This is a genomic window from Tepidimonas alkaliphilus, from assembly GCF_007556595.1.
GTDB lineage: Bacteria > Pseudomonadota > Gammaproteobacteria > Burkholderiales > Burkholderiaceae_C > Tepidimonas > Tepidimonas alkaliphila.
Genome location: NZ_VJNB01000007.1, coordinates 116,553 through 131,999 on the forward strand (window position 1 = coordinate 116,553; position 15,447 = coordinate 131,999).

Consider the following 15,447-nt stretch of genomic DNA (forward strand, 5'->3'; position numbering starts at 1 on the left):
GCGAAAGAGCGGAGAGTGTCATGCAAATCGCCCGCTGGGGCAACAGTCTGGCCGTGCGCCTGCCGGCTGCCGTCGTGCGCGAGCTGGGCTTGCGGGAGGGCGACGAGGTCGAGATCGTCGCGCTGCAGCGCGACCGCTGGGCGGTGCGCCCCGCCGAGGCGCCGGCCGCCCTGCGGGCGCTGCGGTGCCTGCGGGGTCGCGTGCCGGCGGACTTCCGCTTCGACCGCGAGCAGGCCCATGAGCGCGCCTGACGCGTTCCTGGACACCAAGGTCATCGTCTATCTGCTGTCGGCCGACGCGCGCAAGGCCGACATCGCCGAGGCCCTGGTGGCCGCCGGCGGCATCGTGTCGGTGCAGGTGCTCAACGAGGCAGTCGCCGTGGCGCGGCGCAAGCTGGCGCTGCCATGGGCGGAGATTCAGGCGTGGCTGGCCGCCGTGCGCGCCTGCTGCCGCGTGGCGCCGCTGACCGAGGCCGACCACGACCTCGCGCTCGACCTCGCGCTCGACCTCGCGGCGTGCCACGGCCCGTGGTACGACGCACTGATCGTCGCCAGCGCGCTGCACGGCGGGGCGAGCATCCTGCTGACCGAGGACCTGCAGCACGGCCAGCGGTTCGGCGGCCGGCTGCGGGTGGTCGATCCCTTCAGGGGGTGAACGGGATGCGGGGCGTTCAGTACCGGGTCAGCACGCCGGCCTGACCGAGCGAGCCGTCGCAGAGCTTTCCCCGTGGTAGCCAGCGCAGCGGACGGCGAGGGTCACCACGCCGAAGCCGAACCGGCCCGTCTCCGGGCGTCTCGAATGCCTTCAGGGCAGGCATTGCCTACAATGCAGGCATTGCCATTGCCATCACCCGGAGCTGTCGCCATGGCCGCCCTGACGATCCGCAACGTCGATGAAGCCCTCAAGCAGTCGCTGCGCCTGCGCGCGGCGCAGCATGGCGTCTCGATGGAGGAGGCGCGCCGCATCCTGCGGGAAGCCTTGCTGCGTATGCCGTCCAGCCAGCCGCTGGGGCGACGGCTGCGGCAGCGCTTTGCCGGCGTGGCCCAGGCCGACTTCGCACTGCCCGCGCGCCGGCTGCCGCGCACGCCGCCGGACTGGGATGCGGCACCGTGATCCTGCTCGACACCAACGTGCTGTCGGAGGTCATGCGGCCGCAGCCCTCCGAGACGGTGATGGCCTCAGCTGGACTGCCAGTCGCCCGAACGGGTCTGGGTTTGGCCATCAGCCGGGCCGAAATCATGCTGGGCCTCGAGCTGATGCCGGCAGGGCGGCGCCAGGCCGCGCTGGCGCAGGCGGCCGAAGCCCTGTTCACCCAGGACTTTGCCGGGCGCTGCCTGCCGTTCGACGAACAGGCCGCGCTGCACTACGCGGCCATCGTCGCGCAGCGCACACGCGCGGGGCGCCCGATCAGCACCGAAGACGCCCAGATCGCTGCCATCGCCCGGCAGCATGGCTTGACACGGGCCACGCGCAACGAGGCGGATTTTCAAGGGGTCGCCGGTCTGACGGTGATCAACCCTTGGCAGGCTGGCGCATGAAAATCCTGTTGATCCACCAGAACTTCCCCGGCCAGTTCAAGCATCTGGCCCCCGCCTTGGCGCAGCAGGGCCACACGGTGGTGGCGATGACGATGCAGAAGACCGAGGCGCGGCAGTGGCAAGGCGTGCGGCTCGTGCCCTATGCCGCCAGCCGCGGCACGACGCCGAACGTGCACCCGTGGGTCGCGGACTTCGAGACCAAGGTCATCCGCGGCGAAGCCTGCCTGCGTGCCGCCCGGCAACTGAAGGCCGAGGGCTTCGCCCCGGACGTGATCCTCGCCCATCCCGGCTGGGGCGAGAGCCTCTTTCTCAAGGAGGTCTGGCCGCAGGCGCGGCTGGGCATCTACTGCGAATTCTTCTACCACGCGCAAGGGGCGGATGTGGGCTTCGACCCGGAGTTCGCCAGCCCCGACCCCGTGGCCGAAGCCGCGCGGCTGCGCCTGAAGAACCTCAACAACCTGCTGCACTTCGACGTGGCCGACGCGGGCATCAGCCCCACCCACTGGCAGGCCAGCACCTTTCCCGCACCGTTTCGCGACCGGATCGCGGTCATCCACGACGGCATCGACACCGAGGCGCTCCAACCCAACCCCGCGGTGAGCCTCGCGCTCCATACCGCCAGCGGCCAGGCGATCACGCTGACCCGCGCCGACCCGGTCATCACGTTTGTGAACCGCAATCTGGAGCCGTACCGGGGCTTTCATGTCTTCATGCGGGCGCTGCCCGAGCTGCTCAAGCGCTGCCCGACGGCGCGCGTGCTGATCGTCGGCGGCAACGATGTCTCTTACGGCGCGCGGCCCGATCCGCAGCGCTACGGCGGCCTGCGTTCGTGGCGCGACATCTTCACGGCGGAGGTTCGGCCCCAGATTCCCGATGCGGACTGGGCGCGGGTGCATTTCCTCGGCAACCTGCCGTATCAGCATTTCATTCCGCTGCTGCAGCTCTCCACCGTCCACGTGTATCTGACTTACCCGTTCGTGCTGTCGTGGAGCCTGTTGGAGGCGATGAGCGTGGGCTGCGCGATCGTGGGCAGCGACACCGCGCCGCTGCACGAGGCGATCCGGCATGGCGAGACCGGGCGGCTGGCGCCGTTCTTCGACACCGAGGCACTGGTGCGCGAGGTCGCGGCGCTGCTGAACGACCCCGCCGAGCGCGCGCGGCTCGGGGCCAACGCGCGGGCGTTCGCGAAAGCACACTACGACCTCAAGACCCGGTGCCTGCCGCGGCAGCTGGCGTGGGCGCAGGCGCTGGCGGGTTGAAGCTGCTCCGCCCGCCCCGCCGATAATCGCCGGATGACCTTGCAGGACCGCGCAGCCGTCTGGCTGCAACATGCGCTGCCCAAGCGCGCGCTGACCGAGCTGGCCGGGGCGCTGGCGCGCCGGCCGCTCGGGCCGGTGACGCAGGCGGCGATCCGCCGCTTCATCACGCGTTACGGCGTGGACATGAGCGAGGCGGCGCAGCCCGACCCGGCCGCCTACGCGACGTTCAACGACTTCTTCACGCGCGCGCTGCGCCCGGGCGCGCGGCCGCTGGCGGCGGCGGATCTCGTGTGCCCAGTGGATGGCGCGATCAGCCAGTGCGGCGCGATCGAGCGCGACCGCATCCTGCAGGCCAAGGGGCACGGCTACACGGTGGCGGCGCTGCTGGGGGGCGATGCGGCGCGGGCGGCGGCGTTTGCCGACGGGACGTTCGCCACGCTGTATCTCAGCCCGCGCGACTACCACCGCATCCACATGCCGTGCGCGGGGCGGCTCGAGCGCATGGTGCACGTGCCGGGGTCGCTGTATTCGGTCAACCCGGTGACGGCGCGCGGGGTGCCGGGGCTGTTTGCGCGCAACGAGCGGGTGGTGTGCCTGTTCGAGGGACAGCGCCCCGACGGGCGGCGCTTTGCGTTCGCGCTGGTGTTGGTGGGCGCCACCATCGTCGGCAGCGTGGCCACCGCGTGGCACGGCGTCGTCAACCCGCCGCGTCCGGGCGTCGTGCGCAGCTGGGACTACGACGACCGCGAGATCGCCCTGGCGCAGGGGGCGGAGATGGGGCGGTTTTTGCTCGGCTCCACGGTCATCGTGCTGCTGCCGGCCGGGGTGGCGCGGCTGCCGCCGGACTGGGCGCCAGGCCGCCCGGTGCGCATGGGCGAGGCGATGGGGGCTTGGTTGTCCTGACGGGCGCGCCCCGCGCGGTCACTGGAACGCCACTTCGTCGAAGCTGCGCAGCTTGCGGCTGTGCAGCTGGTCGATGCCGGCCTGCCGCAGCCGCTCGATGGCGCGCAGGCCGATGCGCAGGTGCTGATCGACGCGCTCGCGGTAGAAGCGGTCGGCCATGCCGGGCAGTTTGATGGCGCCGTGCAGCGGCTTGTCGCTGACGCACAGCAGCGTGCCGTACGGCACGCGGAAGCGAAAGCCGTTGGCGGCGATGGTGGCCGACTCCATGTCCAGCGCGATGGCGCGCGACAGCGACAGGCGCCGCTGCGCCACCGCGCCGGGCAGCAGCTCCCAGTTGCGGTTGTCGGTGCTGGCCACCGTGCCGGTGCGCAGCACGCGCTTGAGCGCCGCGCCCTGCAGCCCCGTGACGTCGGCCACCGCGCCCTCCAGCGCGCGCTGCACCTCCGCCAGCGCCGGGATCGGCACCCACAGCGGCAGCTCCTCGTCCAGCACGTGGTCCTCGCGCACGTAGGCGTGCGCCAGCACGTAGTCGCCCAGCTGCTGGCTGTGGCGCAGGCCGGCGCAGTGCCCCAGCATCAGCCAGGCGTGCGGGCGCAGCACGGCGATGTGGTCGGTGGCGGTCTTGGCGTTGCTGGGGCCCACGCCGATGTTGACCAGCGTGATGCCGCTGCGGTCGGCGCGCACCAGGTGGTAGGCCGGCATCTGCGGCAGGCGCGGCGGCGCGCAGCCCTCGGGGCCCGCGAGCCGCGCGCGTTCCCCGGCGCTGAGCCCTGCGCGCCAGGTGACGACGTTGCCGGGCTCGACGAAGGCGACATACTCGCTGTCGGGCTGTTGCATTTGCGCCAGCCCCAGGCGCACGAACTCGTCAACGTAAAAAGCGTAGTTGGTGAACAGCACGAAGTTCTGGAACCACGCCGGCGCGGTGCCGCTGTAGTGCCGCAGGCGGGCCAGCGAATAGTCGATGCGCGCGGCGCGAAACAGCGCCAGCGGCTGCGGCCCGTCGTCGCGCGCCACGTGCAGGCCGTTGGCGATGGCATCGTCCATGGCGGTCAGATCCGGCAGGTCGAACACCTCGCCGAGCCGCGCGCGCTGCACGGCGCTGAGCTCGCCTTCGAAGGCGCTGTCCTCGCCGAGCGCGAAGTGCAGCGGGATCGGCTCGTGGCTGATGGCGATCTCCAGCGGCTCGCCGTGATGCTGCAGCAGCAGCGCGAACTGCTCGCGCCAGTAGTCGGCGAACAGATCCGGGCGCGTCAGCGTCGTCTCGTAGCGGCCGGCGCGGGTGACGAAGCCGTGGCTCTGGCGCGCGCGGGCGGCCAGCGGATCCAGCGGCCGCGGCACGTGCAGCCGCACCGCCGGGTAGCAGGCGCGCACGCGCGGGAGGGCCGCATCGGCCTGCAGCGGCTGGCGCAGGTAGTCGTGCAGCGCCGCGCGCAGGTGCTGCACGGCGGCCTCATAGAGGCGCGCGGCGTGCGCCACTGCCGCGTCGGGGTCGGTGAAGCGCTGCGGCGCGACGAATGCGGGCGTGTGCACGGGCGTCATCATGCACCTCATCCCACCGAGGCCGGCTCGCGCAGCGTGACGAACTCTTCCGCCAGCGTCGGGTGGATGCCCAGCGTGGCGTCGAACTGCGCCTTGGTGGCGCCGCAGCGCAGCGCCACCGCGAAGCCCTGCACGATCTCGCCGGCTTCCGGGCCGACCATGTGCAGGCCCAGCACCTGGTCGCTGGCGTCATCGACCACCAGCTTGACCAGTGCGCGCTCGTCGCGGCCCGACAGCGTGTGGCGCAGCGGACGGAAGGCGCTGCGGTAGATGCGCAGCCGCCGGCCCTGCTGGCGCGCCTGCGCTTCCGTCAGGCCCACGGCGCCGACGCTGGGCAGCGTGAAGACCGCGGTCGGGATCAGGTCGTAGCGTGCCTGCCGCGGCGCTGCGCCGGCGGGCGGGCCGAACAGGTGATCGACCACCGCCATCGCCTCCGCCAGCGCCACGGGCGTCAGCTGCGCGCGCGCCACCACGTCGCCCACCGCATAGACGCTGGGCACGTTGGTGCGGAAGTGCTCATCGACGAGGATGGCCCCTTGCGCGCCCTGCGCCACACCCAGCTGCTCCAGCCCCAGCCCGGCGACGTTGGGCACGCGCCCGGTGGCGTAGAGCACCGCGTCGGCCACCACGTGGCCGCCATCCTCCAGCTGCACGTGCAGGCCGTCGTCGCGCCGCTGCACCGCCACCACGCCGGTCTGCAGGCGCAGGTCCAGCCCCTTCTTGCGCAGCTCGTCGGCCAGGAAGTGGCGCACCTCGTCGTCGAAGCCGCGCAGGATCTGCTCGCCGCGGTAGAGCTGCGTCACGCGCACGCCCAGGCCGAGGAAGATCGAGGCGAACTCGCAGGCGATGTAGCCGCCGCCGACCACCACCAGGCGCGCCGGCAGCGGCTCCAGGTCGAACACCTCGTTGGAGGTGATCACATGCTCGCGCCCCTGGAAGTGCGGCACGTAGGGGGCGCCGCCGGTGGCGATCAGGATGCGCTCGGCGCGCCAGGTCTGATGCGCGGGGCTGCCGTCGGCGTGGAGCGTGGCCAGCTGCACGGTGTGGGCGTCGAGCAGCCGCGCCCAGCCGTCCAGCAGCGTCACGCCGGCGTTGCGCAGCAGCGTCTCATAGACGCCGTTCAGGCGCGCGATCTCGGCGGCGCGGCGGCGCTTGAGCTCGCCCCAGTCCAGCGCCGGCGCCGGGCCGTGCCAGCCGTAGCCGCGCGCCTCCTCGGCCGCCTCGGCGTAGTGCGCGGCGTAGTGGTAGAGCTTCTTCGGGATGCAGCCGACGTTGACGCAGGTGCCGCCCAGCCCGCTGCGTCCCTGGGCTTCGGCCAACGCCACGCGCGCGCCGCGCTGCGCCGCCATGCGCGCGGCGCGCACGCCGCCGCTGCCGCCGCCAATGACAAAGAGATCGAAGTCAAAACCGCTCATCGAGATGCGTCGTCAAAAAGTTGGCGTCGGGCTTCTGAGCGCGCCCCGGCCAGCCGTCGAGGCTAGGCATCAGCCGCAGGCGGCTGCTCGTCCAAAGGCCAATCATGCCAGCTGGCGCGCGGCGCGGCACGGCGCAGGTTTTTCGTCTTGCTGGGGGTTGAGCGCGCGCGCCAGGTAGCGTCCCGTGAGGCTGTCCGGATGGGCGGCGATGGCTTCGGGCGCGCCGCAGGCCACCACCGTTCCGCCGCCTGCGCCTCCCTCGGGGCCGAGGTCGATGACCCAGTCGGCGCATCGAATGACGTCCAGATGGTGTTCGATGACCACGATGGTGTTGCCCAGATCGCGCAGCCGCAGCAGCGCCTTCAGCAGCAGTTCGATATCGACGAAGTGCAGCCCGGTGGTGGGCTCATCCAGCACGTAGAGCGTGCGGCCGGTGTCGCGTTTGGCCAGCTCGTGCGCGAGCTTCAAGCGCTGCGCTTCGCCGCCCGACAGGGTGGTGGCGCTTTGGCCCAAGCGCAAGTAGCCCAGCCCAACCTCTTGCAGCGTTTGCAGCTTGCGCTGCAGGGCCGGCACCGAGGCGAAGAAGGCGTGCGCCTGATCCACCGTCATGTCCAGCATTTCCGCGATGTGGCGGCCCTTGTAGCGCACCTCCAGCGTTTCGCGGTGAAAGCGCGTGCCGCCGCAGACCTCGCAGGGCGCCTCGACATCGGGCAAAAAATGCATGGGCACTCGCACCATGCCCTCGCCCTGGCACGCTTCGCAGCGGCCCCCGGGCACGTTGAAGGAAAAACGCCCCGGGCCCCAGCCGCGCTCGCGCGCCGCCGGCGTCTGCGCCAGCAGCTCGCGGATCAGCGTGAACACGCCGGTGTAGGTGGCCGGGTTGGAGCGCGGCGTGCGCCCGATGGGGCTTTGATCGACTGCGATCACCTTGTCGAAGTGCTCCAGCCCCTCCAGCGCATCAAACGGCTCAGGCGCTGGGCCGCTGCCGTGCAGGTGGCGCTGCACCGCGCGCAGCAGCGTGTCGTTGACCAGCGTTGATTTGCCCGAGCCGCTGACCCCGGTGACGCAGGTCAGCAGCCCTATGGGCACTTCGACATCCACGCCACGCAGGTTGTGCCCGCGCGCCCCGCGCAGCCGCAACACCGCTTGGCCGGGCCAGGGGCGACGCGGGCCGGGCGGCGCGATGCGACGCCGCCCGCTCAAGAACGCGCCGGTGGGCGAGTCCGGCTGCGCCGCCACCTCGGTCCAGTGCCCTTGCGCCATCAGGCGCCCCCCATGCTCGCCGGCGCCCGGGCCCAGGTCGATCAGGTGGTCGGCGGCGCGCATCATGTCTTCGTCGTGCTCGACGACGATCACCGTGTTGCCGCGATCGCGCAAGCGTTGCAGGGTGGCGATCAGGCGGTCGTTGTCGCGCGGATGCAGGCCGATGCTGGGCTCATCCAGCACATACAGGACGCCACTTAAGCCCGAGCCGATTTGGCTGGCCAGGCGAATGCGCTGCGCTTCGCCGCCGGACAAGGTCTCCGCGCGGCGGTTCAACGTCAGGTAGGGCAGCCCCACGTCATGGAGAAAGCACAGCCGGCTGCGGATTTCGGCCAAAAGCGGCGCGGCGATGCGCGCCTGCATGCCGTCCAGCTGCACAGCCTCGAACCAGGCCAGCGCGTCGGCCAGCGTCATGGCTTCCACTTGCGGCAGCGTTCGGCGCTGGGCGCCGGCGCCGACGAAGACCGCGCGCGCTTCGGGGCGCAGCCGCGCGCCCTGGCACGCCGGGCACGGCTGCCGCGTGCGCAGGCGCGCCAATTCTTCCCGCACCGCGGGGCTGTCGGTGCGCTGCCAGCGCCGCTGCAGATTGGGCAGCACGCCCTCAAACGGATGGCGCTGCACCACGCGCTGACCACGGTCGCTGAGGTAAGTGAAGGCGATGGGTTCCTCCCCGCTGCCGTGCAGCAGCGCCTCGCGCACCGCTGGCGGCAACTCCTGCCACGGCGTTTCGGGGTCAAAGCCGTAGTGCGCCGCCAGGCTTTGGATGAGGGCCATCGTCTGGGGGTTGCGCCGATCCCAGCCGTAGATGGCGCCGCCGGCCACGCTCAGCTCGGGAAACGCCACCACCCGCGCCACATCGAACGCTTCGACGATGCCCAGCCCGTTGCAGGCGGGGCAGGCGCCTTGGGGTGCGTTGAACGAAAACAGCCGCGGCTCCAGCTCCGGGGCCGTGTAGCCGCAATGCGGACACACCGGGCGGGCATGCAGCGGCTGTTCGTGGCCTCGATCGAGGTCCACCGCCAGCGCGCTGCCGTCGCTGAGCGCCAGCGCCACCTCCAGGCTGTCGTGCAGGCGCTGGCGCGCTTCGGGGCGCACTTTGAGCCGATCGACCACCGCCTCCAGGCGTTGCGCTGCCTCGGCGCGCGCCAACGCGGCTTCAGTCTCCAGCACCTGGCCGTCGAGGCGGACGCGCACGAAGCCCCGGCCTTGCAGCGCGCGCAGTGTCGCGGCGGCATTCCCCGCTGGCAGCGGCGCCAGCAGCAGCACGCGCGTCTCGGGCGGCCAAGCCAGCACGGCATCGACCATCTGCGGCACGGTTTGCGCCTTCAGCGGCACATCGTGCTCGGGGCAGTGCGGCACGCCGACCCGCGCCCACAGCAAGCGCAAGTAGTCGTGGATCTCGGTGACCGTGCCCACGGTGGAGCGCGGGTTGGGGCTGACGGCCTTTTGCTCCACGGCGATGGCCGGGCTCAAGCCCTCGATGGCATCCACGTCGGGTTTGGGTAGCTGCTGCAAAAACTGCCGCGTGTAGGCGGACAGACTCTCCATGTAACGGCGCTGCCCCTCGGCGTAGAGCGTGTCAAACGCCAGGCTGGATTTGCCCGATCCGGACGGCCCGGTGATGACCACCAGGGCGTCTTTGGGGATGTCCAGGTCGAGGTTGCGCAAATTGTGCGTGCGCGCGCCGCGCACGCGCAGCAGGCGCGGGTTGGGGCTGCAGCAAGGGCGGTTCACGGGATCGCTGGGCGGCATCGTCGCCAAGGGGCCAAAACAACAATCCTAGCCAATGGCTGGGGCGAGGGTCGGCTTTGTTACACTGCAACCGCAGAAGCTGCCGCTGCTTGGGCGGACAGGCGGCTTCAAACTGTGCTGCTTCGGGGTTGCCGACGGCTTTGAGCATGCCCAAACCCGGCAGGCCAACGAGCCGGCACGCCGCGATCGCGGTGGTCGTCGGCGCGGTTGGCCACCCTGGCCCGGGGCCTGCGGGGCGCGCCGGCCAGCCCAGTCGAACCACGATGCCGTGATCACTGAACAGGAATTTGACCGACTTGCCTCCGAGGGTTTTGGCCGCATTCCTCTGGTGCTGGAAGCATGGGCCGACCTGGAGACGCCGCTGTCGCTTTACTTGAAGTTGGCGCACGCCGACAGCGGCGGACGCAACAGTTTTTTGTTGGAGTCCGTGGTCGGCGGCGAGCGCTTTGGCCGCTACAGCTTCATTGGCTTGCCGGCGCGCACGTGGCTGCGCGCCAGCGGATGGGGCGCGCAGGCGCGCACCGAGGTCGTGCGCGATGGTGTGGTGGCGGAAACGCTGGCCGGCAACCCGCTGGATGCCATCGACGCTTACCTGCGGCGCGCGCGGGTGGCGTTGCCGGCGGGCATGCCGCGCTTCTGTGGCGGGCTGGCGGGTTACTTCGGGTACGACACGGTGCGCCACATCGAGCGCAAGCTGCAAGCCAGCTGCCCGCCGGATCCGCTGGGCTTGCCCGATATTCTGCTGCTGCAAACCGAAGAGCTGGCCGTCATCGACAACGTGGCCGGTCGGCTCTACCTGATCGTGTACGCCGATCCCGCGCAGCCGCAGGCGTATGCGGCGGCGCGCCAGCGCTTGCAGGAGTTGCGGGCGCGCTTGCACGAACCTGCTCGGGCGCCCGCTGTGGCGCCCTCGGCGGTGCAGCCGGTGCAGCGCGAGCGCACGCCCGAGGATTTCATGGCCGCTGTGGAAGAAGCCAAGCGGCTGATCCAGCAGGGCGATTTCATGCAAATCGTCATCGGACAGCGGCTGCACAAAGCCTTTGCGCACAGCCCGCTGGCGCTTTACCGCGCGCTGCGTTCGCTCAATCCCAGCCCCTACATGTATTACTACAACCTCAGCGGGGCGGCGCAGCCGGGGCGCGACCTGCACGTGATCGGGGCGTCGCCAGAGATCCTGGTGCGGCAAGAGCGCGTCGCGGAGGGCGTCAAGGTGACGATCCGTCCGTTGGCCGGTACCCGTCCGCGCGGCGCCACGCCCGAGCAGGACAAGGCCGCCGAGCGCGAGCTGCTGGCCGACCCAAAGGAGCGCGCCGAGCATGTGATGCTGATCGATCTGGCGCGCAACGACATCGGCCGCATCGCCCAGATCGGCACCGTCAAGGTGACCGAGGCGTTTGCAGTGGAGCGCTACAGCCACGTCATGCACATCGTCAGCAATGTCGAGGGGCTGCTGCGCCCGGGCCTGACCAGCATGGACGTGCTGCGCGCCACCTTCCCGGCCGGCACGCTCACCGGCGCGCCCAAGGTGCACGCCATGGAGCTGATCGACCGGCTGGAGCCGGTCAAGCGCGGCATTTACGGGGGGGCGGTGGGCTACCTGAGCTGGGGCGGCGAGATGGACTTGGCCATCGCGATTCGCACCGGCGTCGTGCTGGATGGCACGCTCTACGTGCAGGCGGCTGCGGGTGTGGTGGCCGACTCGGCGCCTGCCTCGGAATGGCAGGAAACCGAGCACAAGGCCCAGGCGTTGCTGCGCGCGGCGCAGTGGGTTGAGGAGGGTGGACTGTGAGCGCCGACGCCGCATTGGACTGGGGGCCATGCGCCGACATGGCCGAAGTGCGCCGGCGCGTCGATGCGCTGGATGCCCAGCTCGTGCCACTGCTGGCGCGGCGCTTGCAGTGCATGCGCGAGGCCGCTCGCCTCAAGCCGCGGCGTGAGCTGGTGCGCGACGAGGCTCGCATTCAGCAGGTGCTGGAACAGGTGCAGCGCCACGCCCAGGCCCAGCCCGGTATGACGGCACTGGAAATGGAGGTGCTCATCGACGTGTATCGCGAGCTGATCGAGCGCTGCATCGCCTATGAGCTGCGCTGCTTCGACGCCAAGCTGCCTCAGGAGCTGCGGCCATGAAGGTGCTGGTGATCGACAACTACGATTCGTTCACTTACAACCTGGTGCAGTATCTGGGCGAGCTGGGCGCCGAGGTGGAGGTGTTCCGCAACGACGAGATCACGCTGGAGGGGATGGCGGCGCGCGCGCCGGATCGGCTGCTGATCTCGCCGGGGCCGTGTTCCCCCGCGGAGGCCGGCATCTCGGTGGCGGCGATCCGCCGCTTCGCCGGCCAGGTGCCGATCCTGGGCGTGTGCCTGGGGCACCAGAGCATCGGCGCGGCCTTCGGTGCTCGCATCGTGCGCGCGCGCGAGCTGATGCACGGCAAGACCAGCCTCATTACCACCACGCAGGAGGGGGTGTTCGCCGGCCTGCCGCGCCAATTCACCGTCAACCGCTACCACTCGCTGGCCATCGAGCGCGCCACGCTGCCGCCTGAACTCGTCATCACCGCCTGGTGTGACGACGGCGAGATCATGGGCGTGCGCCACCGCGAGCTGCCGGTGCAGGGGGTGCAGTTCCACCCGGAGAGCATCCTGACCGAGCACGGCCACGCCCTGTTGCGCAACTTCCTGCAGACCCCCTGAGACCGCACCCGTCCGAGGCCCCTTCAGGAGAGCCACGATGCCGCATCCCCACACCCTCACCCCGCAGGAGGCGCTGCAGCGCGTCATCGAGCACCGCGAGATCTTCCACGACGAGATGCTGCACCTGATGCGGCTGATCATGAGCGGGGAGATCTCGCCGCTGATGACCGCGGCCCTCCTCACCGGCCTGCGCGTCAAGAAGGAGACCATCGGCGAGATCACCGCTGCCGCGCAGGTGATGCGCGAGTTCGCCACCAAGGTGCCGGTCGACGATCCGACGCACCTGGTGGACATCGTCGGCACCGGCGGCGACGGCGCGCACACCTTCAACATCTCCACCTGCGCGATGTTCGTCGCCGCGGCGGCCGGTGCGCGCGTCAGCAAGCACGGCGGGCGCAGCGTCAGCAGCAAGTCCGGCAGCGCCGACGTGCTGGAAAGCCTGGGCGTCAACATCAACCTGGCGCCGGCGGCGATCGCCCAGTGCATCCGCGAGGTCGGCATCGGCTTCATGTTCGCGCCGAACCACCACCCGGCGATGAAGAACGTCGCCCCGATCCGGCGCGAGATGGGCGTCAAGACCATCTTCAACATCCTCGGGCCGCTGACCAACCCGGCCGGTGCCCCCAACATCCTGATGGGCGTGTTCCACCCGGATCTGGTCGGCATCCAGGTGCGCGTGCTGCAGCGCCTGGGCGCGCGCCACGCGCTGGTGGTGTGGGGCAAGGACGGGCTCGACGAGGTCAGCCTCGGGGCGGCCACGATGGTCGGCGAGCTCAAGGACGGCCAGATCCTCGAGTACGACATCCATCCGGAGGACTACGGCCTGGCGATGGCCGGCCAGCGCAGCCTTCAGGTGGCCACGCCGGAGGAATCGCGCGCCAAGCTGCTGGCGGTGCTGGACGGCGAGCCGGGGCCGGCGGCCGACATCGTCGTCTTCAACGCCGGCGTGGCGCTCTACGCCGCCGACGTCGTCGATTCGATCGAGGCCGGCATCGCGCGCGCCCGCGCGGCGCTGGCCAGCGGCGCGGCCAAGGCTAAGCTCGAGCAGTTCGTTGCCGTCACGCACCGGCTCGCTGCGGAGGCTGCCGCATGAGCGACATCCTGCAGCGCATCTGCGCCACCAAGCGCGAGGAGGTGGCCGCCGCGGCGGCGCGCGCGCCGCTTTCCGCCGTGCGCGCGCAGGCTGAAGCGAGCCGGCGCGACGACCCGCCGCGCGACTTTGCCGGCGCGCTGCGCGCCGCGCAGGCTGCCGGGCGCCCCGCCGTCATCGCCGAGGCCAAGAAGGCCAGCCCCTCCAAGGGCGTGCTGCGCGCCGACTTCGACCCGGCGGCGATCGCCGCCAGCTACGCGCGCCACGGCGCGGCCTGCCTGTCGGTGCTGACCGACGTGCGGTTTTTCCAGGGCCACCCCGATTACCTGCGCCAGGCGCGCGCGGCGGCGTCGCTGCCGGCGCTGCGCAAGGACTTCCTCGTCGATCCCTACCAGGTGTGGGAGGCGCGCGCGCTCGGGGCGGACGCCATCCTGCTGATCGCGGCCTGCCTCGACGACGCGCAGATGGCCGACTTCGAGGCCATCGCACAGGAACTCGGCATGGCGGTGCTGGTGGAGGTGCACGACGCCGCGGAGCTGGAGCGCGCGCAGCGTCTGCGCACGCCGCTCATCGGCGTCAACAACCGCGACCTGCGCACCTTCCAGGTCTCGCTGCAGACGACGCTGAACCTGCTGCCGCGGCTGGAGCCGGGGCGGCTGCTGGTGGCCGAAAGCGGGATTGCCTCGCGCGACGACGTGCGTCGCCTGCGCGACGCCGGCGTGCCGGCCTTTCTGGTCGGCGAGGCGTTCATGCGCGCCGACGACCCCGGCGCGGCGCTGGCCGCGCTGTTCGGCGCATGAGCGCTCAGGCGCCCGCGGCGTCGTGGATGACGGCGCCTGGCCTCACGCCGCATTACCAGCCCTGTCCCGGCGCCGTCACCGGCTTCGTCTTCATCTGCCCGGGCCGCTTCGAGGTGCAGCGCGGCTACCCGTGCGCCGCCGGCACGGGTGCCAACCTCGCGCGCGTGCTGTTGGTGCTGCACCAGCGTGATCCGCGGCGCTTTCCTTCGCCGCACCGGGCCGACTATGTCGTCACCAATGCGTGGCCGCAGGTGGAATACCCGGCGCTGACGGGTCGTTCGGTGCCCGCCGTGGAAGAGGTGCTGGCGCCGGACAACCTCGCACGGCTGGCCGCGGAGCTGGCTGGCTTGCGCTGGGTGGTGGCGTGCGGCGCGCAGGCGCATGCGGCGGTGCGCGCGCTGCAGGCTCAGGGGCGCTTGGGCGGCGCCGCGCTGGCGTGCGAGCGGCACTTGAGCCAGCGCAGCATCAATGGCATCCGCGCCGCCGCCGACAGCGCGGCGCGCCTCGAGCTGTGGTGCGCGTCGGTGTTGCGCCAATTCGACGCCGCCGCGAAATCGCGTGAAAACATGGCATAATGCAGAGCTCTCGCCGGAGGGGTGCCCGAGTGGTTAAAGGGGGCAGACTGTAAATCTGTTGGCTTACGCCTACGTTGGTTCGAATCCAACCCCCTCCACCAGCGAAACCGGTTGTGTTGGCAAGACTGAAGGCTTATGCTGGCCCGCGTCTGCGTCCGACGGGCTTCGGCGCGGGAGTAGTTCAATGGTAGAACCTCAGCCTTCCAAGCTGATGACGCGGGTTCGATTCCCGTCTCCCGCTCCAGTGCGGCGCGCCGGTGGTTGGTTGTGCGGACCGTTTTTTGCGGCCGCTTGCGGGCGGCGGCAGGCCCATGTGGCTCAGTGGTAGAGCACTCCCTTGGTAAGGGAGAGGTCGGCAGTTCGATCCTGCCCATGGGCACCATGCACAAGGTAATGCAGCCCCGCGCTGGGGCGTGTGAGTGAGTTCGGCAAACATCCATTCGGAGCTGCAAGCATGGCAAAGGAAAAATTCGAGCGGACCAAGCCGCACGTCAATGTGGGCACGATTGGGCACGTGGACCATGGCAAGACGACGCTGACGGCGGCGATCACGACGGTGCTGGCGGCCAAGTATGGTGGGCAGGCCAAGAAGTATGACGAGATTGATGCGGCGCCGGAGG

Annotated in this window: 16 protein-coding genes and 3 tRNA genes; 16 read left to right on the forward strand and 3 right to left on the reverse strand. The window is 70.7% G+C overall.

What is annotated here, in order from left to right; all coding sequences use genetic code 11:
- The first annotated feature begins 20 nt into the window (after positions 1-20).
- The 6 genes from Talka_RS07975 to asd all read left to right on the forward strand — a co-directional run bounded on the left by Talka_RS07975 (position 21) and on the right by asd (position 3,700).
- On the forward strand, positions 21-251 hold the full coding sequence (locus Talka_RS07975; RefSeq protein ID WP_143890588.1) for an AbrB/MazE/SpoVT family DNA-binding domain-containing protein: 231 nt from the start codon (positions 21-23) through the stop codon (positions 249-251).
- Complete coding sequence (locus Talka_RS07980) at positions 238-654, forward strand: PIN domain-containing protein (protein WP_143890589.1); 417 nt, start codon at positions 238-240, stop codon at positions 652-654. Before Talka_RS07975 ends, Talka_RS07980 begins: the two co-directional genes overlap by 14 nt.
- 210 nt (positions 655-864) lie before the next feature.
- Entirely contained in the window at positions 865-1,113 is a 249-nt protein-coding gene (locus Talka_RS12105; RefSeq protein ID WP_143890590.1) for a FitA-like ribbon-helix-helix domain-containing protein, read from the forward strand.
- Entirely contained in the window at positions 1,110-1,538 is a 429-nt protein-coding gene (locus Talka_RS07990) for a type II toxin-antitoxin system VapC family toxin (protein WP_143890591.1), read from the forward strand. Before Talka_RS12105 ends, Talka_RS07990 begins: the two co-directional genes overlap by 4 nt.
- On the forward strand, positions 1,535-2,797 hold the full coding sequence (locus tag Talka_RS07995; RefSeq protein ID WP_143890592.1) for a glycosyltransferase family 4 protein: 1,263 nt from the start codon (positions 1,535-1,537) through the stop codon (positions 2,795-2,797). Before Talka_RS07990 ends, Talka_RS07995 begins: the two co-directional genes overlap by 4 nt.
- Positions 2,798-2,836: 39 nt before the next feature.
- Positions 2,837-3,700 (forward strand): archaetidylserine decarboxylase, encoded by an 864-nt coding sequence (gene asd, locus Talka_RS08000; protein WP_143890610.1) that lies wholly within the window; start codon positions 2,837-2,839, stop codon positions 3,698-3,700.
- Between the two features lie 18 nt (positions 3,701-3,718).
- Here asd and Talka_RS08005 read toward each other — a convergent pair whose 3' ends face one another.
- From Talka_RS08005 to uvrA, 3 genes are all read right to left on the reverse strand, one after another.
- Positions 3,719-5,239, reverse strand: coding sequence for an AMP nucleosidase (locus tag Talka_RS08005; RefSeq protein WP_143890611.1), 1,521 nt, complete (start codon positions 5,237-5,239; stop codon positions 3,719-3,721).
- Between the two features lie 8 nt (positions 5,240-5,247).
- Positions 5,248-6,654: a glutathione-disulfide reductase gene (gene gorA, locus Talka_RS08010; RefSeq protein ID WP_143890593.1), complete on the reverse strand. Its 1,407-nt coding sequence runs from the start codon at positions 6,652-6,654 to the stop codon at positions 5,248-5,250.
- Between the two features lie 102 nt (positions 6,655-6,756).
- Positions 6,757-9,669 (reverse strand): excinuclease ABC subunit UvrA, encoded by a 2,913-nt coding sequence (uvrA, locus tag Talka_RS08015; RefSeq protein ID WP_143890594.1) that lies wholly within the window; start codon positions 9,667-9,669, stop codon positions 6,757-6,759.
- Positions 9,670-9,937: 268 nt separating this feature from the next.
- Here uvrA and trpE point away from each other — a divergent pair, with 268 nt between their 5' ends.
- The 10 genes from trpE to Talka_RS08065 all read left to right on the forward strand — a co-directional run.
- Positions 9,938-11,458 carry an anthranilate synthase component I gene (gene trpE, locus Talka_RS08020; RefSeq protein ID WP_143890595.1) on the forward strand — a complete coding sequence of 507 codons (1,521 nt, stop codon included), beginning with the start codon at positions 9,938-9,940 and terminating at the stop codon, positions 11,456-11,458.
- Positions 11,455-11,796 (forward strand): chorismate mutase, encoded by a 342-nt coding sequence (locus Talka_RS08025; RefSeq protein ID WP_246100623.1) that lies wholly within the window; start codon positions 11,455-11,457, stop codon positions 11,794-11,796. The genes trpE and Talka_RS08025 overlap by 4 nt, the downstream gene beginning before the upstream one ends.
- Positions 11,793-12,362 carry an anthranilate synthase component II gene (locus tag Talka_RS08030; RefSeq protein WP_143890596.1) on the forward strand — a complete coding sequence of 190 codons (570 nt, stop codon included), beginning with the start codon at positions 11,793-11,795 and terminating at the stop codon, positions 12,360-12,362. Before Talka_RS08025 ends, Talka_RS08030 begins: the two co-directional genes overlap by 4 nt.
- A gap of 37 nt (positions 12,363-12,399) precedes the next feature.
- Positions 12,400-13,455, forward strand: a complete 1,056-nt coding sequence (gene trpD / locus Talka_RS08035; RefSeq protein ID WP_143890597.1) for an anthranilate phosphoribosyltransferase — start codon at positions 12,400-12,402, stop codon at positions 13,453-13,455.
- Entirely contained in the window at positions 13,452-14,252 is an 801-nt protein-coding gene (trpC, locus tag Talka_RS08040; RefSeq protein ID WP_143890598.1) for an indole-3-glycerol phosphate synthase TrpC, read from the forward strand. The genes trpD and trpC overlap by 4 nt, the downstream gene beginning before the upstream one ends.
- Entirely contained in the window at positions 14,249-14,827 is a 579-nt protein-coding gene (locus Talka_RS08045; RefSeq protein WP_143890599.1) for a hypothetical protein, read from the forward strand. The genes trpC and Talka_RS08045 overlap by 4 nt, the downstream gene beginning before the upstream one ends.
- Before the next feature lie 15 nt (positions 14,828-14,842).
- Positions 14,843-14,928, forward strand: a tRNA-Tyr gene (locus Talka_RS08050).
- A gap of 69 nt (positions 14,929-14,997) precedes the next feature.
- A tRNA-Gly gene (locus Talka_RS08055) sits at positions 14,998-15,071 on the forward strand.
- Between the two features lie 63 nt (positions 15,072-15,134).
- Positions 15,135-15,209, forward strand: a tRNA-Thr gene (locus Talka_RS08060).
- 72 nt (positions 15,210-15,281) lie between these two features.
- Positions 15,282-15,447, forward strand: a 166-nt coding sequence (locus Talka_RS08065) for a GTP-binding protein (RefSeq protein WP_246100617.1), incomplete at its 3' end; no start/stop codon positions are given.

Bases quoted from the DNA above. Each gene is read 5' to 3' on its own strand.
- Talka_RS07975 (WP_143890588.1), top strand. From the start codon at position 21: ATGCAAATCGCCCGCTGGGGCAACAGTCTGGCCGTGCGCCTGCCGGCT.
- Talka_RS07980 (WP_143890589.1), top strand. From the start codon at position 238: ATGAGCGCGCCTGACGCGTTCCTGGACACCAAGGTCATCGTCTATCTG.
- Talka_RS12105 (WP_143890590.1), top strand. From the start codon at position 865: ATGGCCGCCCTGACGATCCGCAACGTCGATGAAGCCCTCAAGCAGTCG.
- Talka_RS07995 (WP_143890592.1), top strand. From the start codon at position 1,535: ATGAAAATCCTGTTGATCCACCAGAACTTCCCCGGCCAGTTCAAGCAT.
- Talka_RS08005 (WP_143890611.1), bottom strand. From the start codon at position 5,239: ATGACGCCCGTGCACACGCCCGCATTCGTCGCGCCGCAGCGCTTCACC.
- gorA (WP_143890593.1), bottom strand. From the start codon at position 6,654: ATGAGCGGTTTTGACTTCGATCTCTTTGTCATTGGCGGCGGCAGCGGC.
- uvrA (WP_143890594.1), bottom strand. From the start codon at position 9,669: ATGCCGCCCAGCGATCCCGTGAACCGCCCTTGCTGCAGCCCCAACCCG.
- Talka_RS08030 (WP_143890596.1), top strand. From the start codon at position 11,793: ATGAAGGTGCTGGTGATCGACAACTACGATTCGTTCACTTACAACCTG.
- trpD (WP_143890597.1), top strand. From the start codon at position 12,400: ATGCCGCATCCCCACACCCTCACCCCGCAGGAGGCGCTGCAGCGCGTC.
- trpC (WP_143890598.1), top strand. From the start codon at position 13,452: ATGAGCGACATCCTGCAGCGCATCTGCGCCACCAAGCGCGAGGAGGTG.
- Talka_RS08045 (WP_143890599.1), top strand. From the start codon at position 14,249: ATGAGCGCTCAGGCGCCCGCGGCGTCGTGGATGACGGCGCCTGGCCTC.